The sequence below is a fragment of the Moorena sp. SIO4E2 genome (assembly GCF_010671945.1).
Lineage (GTDB): Bacteria > Cyanobacteriota > Cyanobacteriia > Cyanobacteriales > Coleofasciculaceae > Moorena > Moorena producens.
Genome location: NZ_JAAHIE010000259.1, coordinates 1 through 10,256, shown reverse-complemented (window position 1 = coordinate 10,256; position 10,256 = coordinate 1). Strand labels below are relative to the sequence as shown.

10 protein-coding genes are annotated in these 10,256 nt (G+C 42.9%); 8 read left to right on the top strand and 2 right to left on the bottom strand.

Annotation, left to right across the window (positions count from 1 at the left end; all coding sequences use genetic code 11):
- From F6K37_RS22995 to F6K37_RS22980, 4 genes are all read left to right on the top strand, one after another.
- On the top strand, window positions 1–1,028 hold a 1,028-nt coding region (locus F6K37_RS22995; protein ID WP_287252358.1), incomplete at its 5' end, for a glycosyltransferase family 2 protein.
- 17 nt (window positions 1,029–1,045) lie between these two features.
- Window positions 1,046–2,167, top strand: coding sequence for a polysaccharide pyruvyl transferase family protein (locus F6K37_RS22990; RefSeq protein WP_008181820.1), 1,122 nt, complete (start codon window positions 1,046–1,048; stop codon window positions 2,165–2,167).
- A gap of 312 nt (window positions 2,168–2,479) precedes the next feature.
- On the top strand, window positions 2,480–3,403 hold the full coding sequence (locus tag F6K37_RS22985; protein ID WP_287252355.1) for a beta-1,6-N-acetylglucosaminyltransferase: 924 nt from the start codon (window positions 2,480–2,482) through the stop codon (window positions 3,401–3,403).
- Window positions 3,404–3,547: 144 nt separating this feature from the next.
- On the top strand, window positions 3,548–4,669 hold the full coding sequence (locus tag F6K37_RS22980) for a glycosyltransferase family 4 protein (protein ID WP_287252353.1): 1,122 nt from the start codon (window positions 3,548–3,550) through the stop codon (window positions 4,667–4,669).
- Here the strand turns inward: F6K37_RS22980 and F6K37_RS22975 are convergent.
- On the bottom strand, window positions 4,646–4,864 hold the full coding sequence (locus F6K37_RS22975; RefSeq protein ID WP_008181813.1) for a hypothetical protein: 219 nt from the start codon (window positions 4,862–4,864) through the stop codon (window positions 4,646–4,648). The two genes, F6K37_RS22980 and F6K37_RS22975, sit on opposite strands and share 24 nt — an antisense overlap.
- Window positions 4,865–4,911: 47 nt before the next feature.
- Here F6K37_RS22975 and F6K37_RS22970 point away from each other — a divergent pair, with 47 nt between their 5' ends.
- The 3 genes from F6K37_RS22970 (at window position 4,912) to F6K37_RS22960 (ending at window position 8,081) form a co-directional block, all read left to right on the top strand.
- Entirely contained in the window at window positions 4,912–5,817 is a 906-nt protein-coding gene (locus F6K37_RS22970) for a class I SAM-dependent methyltransferase (RefSeq protein ID WP_287252351.1), read from the top strand.
- Between the two features lie 144 nt (window positions 5,818–5,961).
- Window positions 5,962–6,987 (top strand): glycosyltransferase family 2 protein, encoded by a 1,026-nt coding sequence (locus F6K37_RS22965; RefSeq protein WP_008181809.1) that lies wholly within the window; start codon window positions 5,962–5,964, stop codon window positions 6,985–6,987.
- A 161-nt stretch (window positions 6,988–7,148) separates the two neighbouring features.
- Window positions 7,149–8,081: a glycosyltransferase family 2 protein gene (locus F6K37_RS22960; protein WP_044492556.1), complete on the top strand. Its 933-nt coding sequence runs from the start codon at window positions 7,149–7,151 to the stop codon at window positions 8,079–8,081.
- Here F6K37_RS22960 and F6K37_RS22955 read toward each other — a convergent pair.
- Window positions 8,073–8,357 carry a hypothetical protein gene (locus F6K37_RS22955; RefSeq protein WP_287252350.1) on the bottom strand — a complete coding sequence of 95 codons (285 nt, stop codon included), beginning with the start codon at window positions 8,355–8,357 and terminating at the stop codon, window positions 8,073–8,075. The two genes, F6K37_RS22960 and F6K37_RS22955, sit on opposite strands and share 9 nt — an antisense overlap.
- A 312-nt stretch (window positions 8,358–8,669) precedes the next feature.
- Here F6K37_RS22955 and F6K37_RS22950 point away from each other — a divergent pair, with 312 nt between their 5' ends.
- Window positions 8,670–10,139, top strand: a complete 1,470-nt coding sequence (locus F6K37_RS22950; RefSeq protein ID WP_008181806.1) for an O-antigen ligase family protein — start codon at window positions 8,670–8,672, stop codon at window positions 10,137–10,139.
- Window positions 10,140–10,256: the final 117 nt, after the last annotated feature.

Here is a 10,256-nt window from a genome sequence, read left to right as displayed (position 1 = left end):
TGTCAAACCATCAAGAAGCGCAAGAGCCGCTAGTCAGTGTTATCATCCCAACCTATAACCGCTTGATATACCTCAAGCAAGCAGTTGAAAGCGTACTCCAGCAGACCTACAAAAATCTTGAAATTATTGTTTCTGACGATTGTAGCCCTGAGAATCCGCAAGCTATGATTGAGTCCTTTCAAGATGCTCGGATCAGATTCCGTCGGAACTCAAAGAATCTAGGAAATGGTCCCAATGTTGCTGGCGCATTTAAACAAGCTCAGGGAAAATATGTAGCGAGTCTAAATGATGATGACCTGTGGAATCCAGACTTTTTAGAAAAGCTAGTTCCTCCCCTAGAAGCGAATCCAGATGTAGTTGTGGCTTTTTGTGACCACTATATTATAGACGCAGATGGTGTAATTAATTATGCAACTACTGAAGAACATACCCGGCTTTGGAAGCGTGACCAACTTAAAGCAGAGGTATACCAGCCTTTCTGTACTATCGGACTAGTAGACCAAGCAGTGTCTCCTGCATCCTCTGCTGTGATTCGTAGGGACAAGGTTAATTGGGATGAACTATTGTCAGTGGGGGTCTATTGGGATTACTACTTAACCTATCTAGCTTGCCGCAGTGGTGATGGCGCGTACTACTATCCAGAAAGACTGACTCGATACCGCGTCCATGAGTTATCTGAAACCCATATTAGTGGGAGTGGAAACGCCAAGGCTCAGATCCGCAAAGGCAAATCCGGTATTTTTTGCTACGAACACTTTTTAGCAGATCCTCAATTACAAAAGCATCGGAGTTATTTTACCCAGAAATTAGCACAAGCGAACACAACTCTGGGTATTGGGCTGATACGGGATGGACGAGTAGCAGAAGCACGCCCCTATCTTTTTCGTGCCTTGAGTCAAAATTTCAGTCTGCGAACTGTAGCAGCTCTCATGCTCACCGTTATACCTCAACAATTAGCAAATCCTTTCGAGATATCTCCCAGACGGGAAATTATCCAACAGACAAAAGTACATTCAAAATTACATTAATAATTTCAGTAATTACGATGAATATTTCAACACCAAAAAACGTAAAAGAAGTTCTTCATAACTCCCTAGGACAGTTAGACAAATTTGAAGAATGTATACTGCTAGACAATCCTGATCATTACAATATTGGTGACCACCTGATTTGGTTAGGCTCTGTACTATTTTTGACAGATACCTTAAAAACGAAAATCAAGTATGCCACTGGTATTAACGGTTTCTCTCATGCCAGCCTAAAAAAAATGGATAAATGCCCCATAATCTTTAATGGAGGAGGCGCATTAGGTGATCTATATGAAGGTTTTCAAAATTTTAGAGAATCGATTATAGAAAACTATCGAGATAGACCAATTATTATTTTTCCTCAGACTATTTATTTTAGGAATCCCGAAAACCTCAAAAAAGCGGCAAAAGTTTTCAACTCCCATCCTAACCTAACCCTATTTACCCGAGATCAAGTCAGCTATGAAATTGCTCTTCAAAATTTCTGGAATTGTCGGGTGATTAAAGCCCCTGATATGGCATTTCAAATGGCTGGTCTATCTACTGACTCCATCCAGCCTGCTCAAGAGGATTCTAGTCTTTATCTTTGCCGAAAGGATCAAGAACTTAAGACTACTAGTAACCTGATTCTTTCTTCTCAGATAAAAAATCTCGTCTTAGAAGACTGGGTTTCAGATAGATGGACCCTAAGAACTACTAAGCAACTCTCTAAAGGTTGGTATTGGCGTATTCCAGGATTGGTCAGAATAATTCGGGAAGTTTATGAGCGAGGATTAGCAACTCCTAAAGAATGGTTATCCCGACAAAACTGGAAGTATTTTCATACTAATACTGCGAAATTTAAAACAACCCATAACTCCCAAATTAATCTAGCATCTTGGGGCCTGATGCACAGCGGCATCTATCAATTCAAAAGGCATCGTTTAATTATAACTAATCGTTTGCATGGTCATATCCTTAGTACTCTTTTAGAGATTCCTCATATCTTTCTTCCTAACTCTTATTACAAGAATGAAGCATTTTACGAAGCATGGACGTCACAAATTCCATTCTGCCGGTTTATAAAAGACCCCTCAGAACTTGAATTTGCTGTAGAAGAAATGTTAGAGTCCTATCCTTTATCAATAGGACTGCAGTAATAGATAGGACTTAAGTAGTAGGGGGCGTTAATAACACGTAAGCATTAAGCTATCAGCTATCAGCTATCAGCTATCAGCTAATGCGCTAGGCGCACGCTACTTGATCTGCTTATGGGCTATTAGGAAGCTACACCGAACAGCTTTAGAATAAAACAAGTAAGCATTCGTTTAATCTGAGTTATGGAAAGCTGACGGCTGACCGCTGGCGGCTGAATGCTTACAATAACACACCCCACAGGTAGAGTTACTGCGTAAGTCCTGATAGAGAAAACGGGAATAGAATGCGCTAATGTTTAAACCTAAGAGTCAATCATGACTAAAATCCTTTACCTAATTGCTTCTCATAGCAATCCAGACCAAGTTGTCAGACTAGTCAATAAAATTAAGACTGGTAACCCTGAGTCCCAGGTCTTAATTCACCATGATCAATCTAAGTCGAGCCTTAGCCCAACGTCTTTTGAGCAGATCAACAATGTTCACATCCTGGAAGACTATGTTCCAGTTGAGTGGGCAGATTTTTCTATGGTGGAAATGGAACTTCGCTGCATCAACTGGTTAATAGATAATTCTGTGACATTTGACTGGTTGATATTCCTCTCTGGTCAAGACTATCCCATTCAGCCAATCAGCCAAATCGAGCAGTTCTTGCAGAACACCGAATATGACGGATTTATGGAATATTTTCCGGTACAAGAACCACCAGAAACAGCTTGGCAGTGGGGCAAAGATTTGGGCATAGAGCGCTATTTTTTTCGCTACTATAAGCTGCCAGCTAGTCTAAAGACTATAGTATATAAACTCTATCGTGTTGTCAATTGGCAGCCCCTAGTCCGGATCAGGGCTGGTAAGTTTGGTGCCAGAATAGCAATCCGTTGCTTTTCAACACCTTTCACCCCAGAGTTTCAGTGCTACGCGGGTTCTCAGTGGCACACACTTTCCTATCGCTGTATTCAATATATCCATCAATTTGTTCAGCGTAACCCAGCATTTGTAGAACACTATCGAAACACACTCATACCAGATGAGTCTTTCATCCAGAGCATCCTGCTCAACCAGTCGATGCTAAAACTATTCAATGATAACAAACGTTATATCTCTTGGACTCCTCCCTATCCAGCTATCATGGGTGTCCAAGATTTTGAGTCAATGATTACTTCTGGTAAGCACTTTGCCCGCAAATTCGATGATAAAGTAGATGCCAAAGTTATCGATATGCTGGACAAACATCTTGGGTAAGATGGGGATAATAGGGAATAATCTACCTATAGTCCTTCTGATGTCTTTAAGGTTTAAATTAGGATTGCTAGATCAGGTAGTTAAAGACTTCTGCGAAGGATGCACTAGTCAGAGTTTTCGATAATTTTAACAGGATAGCTACTCATGAAACTCTGTATCGTTACCCACAAAGTCATGAAAAATGATGGCCAAGGTCGAGTCAACTATGAAGTCGCCAAAGAAGCCATTCGTCGCGGTCATCACGTCACTTTATTAGCCAGTAATGTCGCCCCAGAACTCCAGCAGAGCAATCAGGTAAACTGGATTTTCATTCCAGTTAAAAGGTGGCCAACAGCACTAATTCGTCATCTGGTCTTTTCCTGGCGGAGTGGCAATTGGTTAAATCAACACCGTAGTGAGCTGGACTTAGTAAAGGTTAACGGGTCCATTACCAGAGCTGGATCAGATGTGAATGCCGTACATTTTGTCCACAGTTCTTGGTTGCGATCGCCTGCCCATACTTCTCGGCTACGTCGGGATTTGTATGGTCTTTACCAGCGGCTAGTTACAACCTTGAATGCCCATTGGGAAAAAAAATCCTTCCGTCAGGCAAAAGTAGTAGTCGCAGTTTCCGGAAAGGTCAAGAAAGAATTAGTAGACATTGGTGTACCCCCTGAATCCATTCGGGTAATTGTCAATGGTGTTGACTTACAGGAATTTTATCCCGGTGTGGCTGACCGCAAACAATTGGGTCTTCCTGAGGGAGTGCCTTTAGCATTTTTTGCTGGAGACATCCGAACACCTCGGAAGAACTTGGATACAATTCTGCACGCCTTAGTCCAAGTGCCTGAATTACACCTGGCTGTTGCTGGCATCACAGAAGGTAGTCCCTATCCTCAGCTAGCCGCAACCCTAAATGTCAGCGAACGGGTACATTTTCTGGGGTACCGACGTGACCTCCCACAGATCATGCGAGCCGTAGATTTATTTGTCTTTCCATCCCGCTATGAAGCCTGCACACTAGTGCTCCTAGAAGCAATGGCTTCCGGCTTGCCAGTGATTACCGCAAGCACAGCCGGGGGGGCTGAATTGGTTACCCCAGCCTGCGGAGTCGTCTTGTCTGACCCCAACGATACCCAGGCTTTGGCAAAGGAGTTAAGCTTTTTGGTTAGTAATCCTGAAAAAAGGAAACAGATGAGCCAAGCTGCACCAATGATAGCCGCACAATACAGTTGGGAAAAGATGGCACAAAGCTATGTGGATTTATTTGAAGAACTGATCAGGTAGTCTAAATTTAATGTTGCAGGTTGCAGGTTGCAGGTTGAAGGTTGCAGGTTGCAGGTTGCAGGTTGAAGGTTGCAGGTTGCAGGTTGCAGGTTGAAGGTTGAAGGTTGCAGGTTGCAGGTTGAAGGTTGCAGGTTGCAGGTTGCAGGTCAACAGATAACGATACTCCCGAGGATTTTTAAGGTAGAAAATTCTCAATTCTCAATTCTCAATTCTCAATTCTCAATTCTCAATTCTCAATAGTTATGTCTAACCTACTAATTAAACTTCCCACTGAGCTCGAACCTATTGTTGATGAAATTAGTAACTTTACCGAACTGCCCAGAGACGAGGTAAACCATCGAGTCTGGCAGGAAGCGCTGCAACTAGGCTGGAATGTTTGTCAAGATGCCCAAAACTTTGGAGTTACCCCTCACCAGTATGATGCCAATATGGAGGCTCTTTATAAAAATGGGTATGGCTTCATATTTGAAACAATGGTTTTTTGGGCTAGACCTGGACGAAAGCAATTGATAGAAATAACCCTAGAAAGGATTCAGAAGTATGCCTCACAGAAAGGGAAGACAACTGGTGATTTAAAAATTTTGTTACTGGGTGATGGTACAGGCAATGACTCTCTGTACTTAGGGATGAATGGTTGTCAAGTTGATTACTGCGATTTTCCAGGCAGTAAAATCTATGATTTTGTCACCAAGCGATTTAAACATTATGGCTTGTTAGACAATGGCATCAACCTGATTCCCACCTATCAAGCCTGTTTGGATAATCAGTACGATGTTGTAATTTCTTTCGATGTTCTCGAACACCTTACTGAGCCATGGATCGCCATTGCTAATATACGCTCCATGTTAAAAACAGAAGGCATTGCACTGATCACCGATGCTTATGGTGATGTGACCGGTAGACACCCAACTCATTTAGAGTCAAATCGAAAATTTAAAGGTCAAAGTCCCTTCATGTTTTTGAAAAAGGGCATGGTGCTTACTTGGTATAGTTCAGTCTTTAAGCCTATGGAATTTACCAAGGTCGATAAGTGGTCTTTAAGGGATTATTTTATTCTCTGGCAAGATAAAAAGGTGATAGTAGAGTATTTGTCTGGTAAATCAGGACTATTGAAACAATTTGTTAAGAATTTTTTGGTCAAAAAATAACCCTATAGAGCATTTTTGCGAAACTAACCGGATCGCTATTTGTTGCTGTTGAATCAAAAAATAGCACTCTTGACGAAGGAAAATTCAACAGTTCTTACGGTTATTTGATTTTAACATAACTTTCGTATAAAGGAACTACTCCTGATGCAGGATATGAAACCAGTTGCTATTTGCATTCCTACCTATAATCAATCCCAGTACTTATGGGAGTCAGTGGGCAGCGCCTGCCGTCAAACCTATCCCAATGTGGAAGTTTGGGTGTCAGACGACGCTAGCACTGATGAAACCCCTGAGGTTATGGCACAACTATGCCAGCAGTTTCCTCAAGTACGGTACTATCGGCACCCTAAAAACCTAGGTATGGCCGCTAACAACAATTGGGTTTTGAAACAGCCAAACACTGAATTTATTGTTCGTTTGGATTCAGATGATGCCCTGTTACCCAACTATGTAGAAACGTTACTACCCCTGCTAGAGAAGCATCCAGAGGCGGGTTATGCCCATAGTGCTGTGCAGGAAATTGATGAACGCAGTAACAATCGAGATGTGCGACGTATTGCAAGACAGCACGAGTTTCAGAGCGCAGACGACTCACTACGAGCCGCAGTTTTTGGCGTAAAAGTAGCTGCAAATATCGCTATGTTTCGGGCTGAAGCGTTGCCAGCAGTTAGGTTTTATGAAGATAGTCCCGATTTTGTACAGGACTATAACATGTGGGTCAGAATGGCAGATGCGGGTTATGGCAACGTTTATGCCAATGAGATATTAGCGCGTTATCGCGTTTGGACTGATGCTAAAAATCTACGTCCTAAGCGTAAAAATATTGAATTACAAGGATGTATTCGGGTTTTTGAAGACAGTATCTTGCCTGGTTTTAAGCGACGGGGTTGGGATACAAAGGTGATTGAGGAGCAGCGTCGTAAACTGGCCTTAAGACACACAGCATACTGTTATCGTCCACTGTTCAATGAGGTAGAACGCACGGAGCTGATTGCTCTATTGAAAGAGTTAGGAGATTCACCAGCTTTGCGATTTCGCATGTTCTTATCGAGATGGGGCTTTCGTCCTGTCTTTGAATGGACAATTTCTATGGAATTACGGTTGAAAGGTATGGTGAAAGGTTGGTTAAGTACTCTACAGAGTTATTTACGGTCTCAAACAGCAGGATAGTAATCTGTTTAGAATTTAGAATGTAGAATTTAGAATTTAGAATGCCCGAATTCTACATTCTGCATTCTGCATTCTGCATTCTACATTCTGCATTCTACATTCTGCATTCTGACAAACAACCTTCAACCTCCAACCTTCAACCTAACTCAACCGTAGAAGAAATGAGAATAACTGTTATAGTCCCCACCTATCGCCGTCCAAAAGACCTAGAACGGTGTTTAGAGGCCCTGGAGAAGCAAACTCGACCAGTGGATGAGGTCTTGGTGATTGTACGGGATACTGATCCTGAAACTTGGGGGTTTCTTGAAGCATTCAACCCTGAGGTTTTACCCATGCGTCCTGTGAAATTAAGTATTCCCGGGCAAGTGGCCGCTCTCAACGCAGGTCTTGATGCAGCACAGGGAGATATTATTGCCATTACCGATGATGATGCTGCTCCCCGTGGCAATTGGTTAGCTTATATTGAAACTCACTTCCTGTCCGATCACCGGATCGGGGGTGTCGGTGGACGGGATTGGGTACATCTGGGTAACTACCTGGAAAATGGTGCTAGAGAACGAGTGGGTCGAGTGCAATGGTATGGACGGGTGATTGGTAATCATCACCTGGGGGTAGGTTTACCTCGGGAGGTGGATGTCCTTAAGGGCGCTAACATGAGCTATCGACGAACTGCTATATCGGGCTTGCGCTTTGATCAGCGTCTGCGAGGGACGGGAGCTCAAGTCCATAATGATCTGGGGTTTAGTCTAGCCCTAAGAAAAGCCGGTTGGAAGCTGATTTATGACCCAGGGGTAGCAGTAGACCACTATCCAGCACAGCGTTTTGATGAGGATCAGCGAGGCATAGTTTTTAGCGATACTGCCCTAATTAATGCGGCACATAATGAAACTATAGTTTTGTTAGATTACTTCCCTGTTCTACAACGGATTATATTTATAGTTTGGTCAACATTGGTGGGAACGCAAATTAAACCCGGTTTCCTGCAATGTTTGCGGTCTTTCCCCAAGGAAGGACTTTTAGCAGGACAAAAGTGGCTTGCTTCTTTGCGTGGACGTTGGCAGGGTTGGTTGAGCTGGAAAAAGTGCTTAGGCTAGCAAAAGAGACTGTTGAAGGTTGAATAAGGTTGAAGGTTGTTCGCGTAGCGTGGCCAAAGGCCAAGGTTGAATAAGGTTGAAGGTTGTTCGCGTAGCGTGGCCAAAGGCCAAGGTTGAATAAGGTTGAAGGTTGTTCGCGTAGCGTGGCCAAAGGCCAAGGTTGAAGGTTGTTCGCGTAGCGTGGCCAAAGGCCAAGATTGAAGGTTGAAAGTTGAAGGTTGTTCGCGTAGCGTGGCCAAAGGCCAAGGTTGAAGGTTGTTCGCGTAGCGTGGCCAAAGGCCAAGATTGAAGGTTGACTGTTGACTAAATGTGGAAAGGGAACAGGAAATAGGGAATAAGAAATAGGGAACATGAAATAGGGAACAGGCAGTCGAAAAATGACTACTAACTAATCTCTAATCAATACTAACTAATCTCTAATCAATACTAACTAATCTCTAATCTATCAGATCTAGCGTTTCTAATAGTTATTAAGTACATTTAATTTTATTACCCCTACTCCCTACTCCCTACTCCCTACTCCCTAAAACCTAGGACTTTTTACCTCAGCCAATTGAGAACTACTGTGTATCTAATCCCTAACACCTAATGACAAAAGGAATTCCTATCAAACTAGAACCAGCCCCTGCTTGGACAGCTATCCTGTTATTTGTTGTGATTACAATACTGGGGATTATTGCTGGTGCTGGCAGCATTCTGCGTATTCTGTTGCCTGTGGTAGGGTTTGCTGTGGGTCTTTTTCTCTATCGACGGTATCCTGTCCTCTACTTAGGTTTTATGTGGTGGCTATGGTTTCTGATGCCATTGGTTCGTCGTTTAATTGACTATCGCAGTAACTGGGTTAATCCGAGTCCAGTATTGCTAGTAGCGCCTGTGGTGACATGGATTACTGTGGATACCTTTTTAAAATACCTTCCTAGAGCCTATAAACAGGGGGGTTTGCCTTTTATTTTAGGATTCACCAGTATTTTGTATGGCTTTATAATTGGTCTGATTAAAAGCACTCCTATTTTCGCTATTCGAGGACTGATCGACTGGTTTACCCCAATTCTGTTAGGTTTCTACTTATTTATAAATTGGCGAGATTATCCTCGCTATCGCGAAAACATTCAGCGCACATTCCTCTGGGGTGTCTTGGTGATGGGAGTCTATGGCATAGTGCAATATGTGATCGCACCGGAGTGGGATCGATTTTGGCTGATTAACGCCAGAATGTTCTCGATGGGGAATCCCGAACCGTTTGGTATTCGTTTGTGGAGCACGATGAATTCCACTGGACCGTTTGCCGCAACCATGATGGTGGGTCTGCTGTTGTTATTTAATAATCAAAGTCCTTTACGTATTCCTGCTTCCATAGCTGGTTACTTGTCTTTTCTACTCACGTTGTCACGGACGATGTGGGCGAGCTGGTTCTTTGGACTAGCTTCCCTGACCAGTTCACTCAAACCCAAAATCCAGATGCGCATCATTATTTCTATCCTGGTCATGGCAATTTGTATCGTGCCGTTAACCACGATTGAGCCATTCTCGGAGGTAATTGGTAGTCGTTTGGCAACATTTTCTGACCTTGGAAATGATCACAGTGCGGAAGTTAGACAACAGATCTATGAAGAGAGTCTTGGCAAAGCTCTTTCTATGGCTTTAGGTAATGGGATTGGAAATACATTCACTATCGAACAAGGGGAAATCCGAAGCGTTGTGATTGACAGTGGCATTTTAGATATGTTTTTTACCCTAGGCTGGTTTGGAACTCTCCCGTATATGTCTGGATTGCTCCTGCTGGTATATAGTGTTTTCCAATATCCTGAGATTCGCCGTGATTCCTTCATGAGTGCTGCTCGTGCTATTGGTTTGAGTAATTTAATCGGGCTACCGATTGGTAGCGCTATGCTTGGTGTTGGGGGATGTTATATTTGGGGATTTTTGGGTCTAACTATGGCAGCACATAAGTATCACCAGCATCAAAATAAGCTTTCTTCTGAAATGGAAAGTATTGCTGAAGTGAAGACTGCTAAAGATAAGAATTATGAAAATTTTCTGATCAATAGCACTGACTGAAGAATAACAGAAGTAGGAGATGGAAAGGAACAGCCGGATGGTAAGTATTCAGCTATCAGCTATCAGCTATCAGCTATCAGCTATCAGCTATCAGCTATCAGCTATCAGCTATCAGCT

Bases quoted from the DNA above. Each gene is read 5' to 3' on its own strand.
- F6K37_RS22985 (WP_287252355.1), top strand. From the start codon at position 2,480: ATGACTAAAATCCTTTACCTAATTGCTTCTCATAGCAATCCAGACCAA.
- F6K37_RS22980 (WP_287252353.1), top strand. From the start codon at position 3,548: ATGAAACTCTGTATCGTTACCCACAAAGTCATGAAAAATGATGGCCAA.
- F6K37_RS22990 (WP_008181820.1), top strand. From the start codon at position 1,046: ATGAATATTTCAACACCAAAAAACGTAAAAGAAGTTCTTCATAACTCC.
- F6K37_RS22970 (WP_287252351.1), top strand. From the start codon at position 4,912: ATGTCTAACCTACTAATTAAACTTCCCACTGAGCTCGAACCTATTGTT.
- F6K37_RS22950 (WP_008181806.1), top strand. From the start codon at position 8,670: ATGACAAAAGGAATTCCTATCAAACTAGAACCAGCCCCTGCTTGGACA.
- F6K37_RS22960 (WP_044492556.1), top strand. From the start codon at position 7,149: ATGAGAATAACTGTTATAGTCCCCACCTATCGCCGTCCAAAAGACCTA.
- F6K37_RS22965 (WP_008181809.1), top strand. From the start codon at position 5,962: ATGCAGGATATGAAACCAGTTGCTATTTGCATTCCTACCTATAATCAA.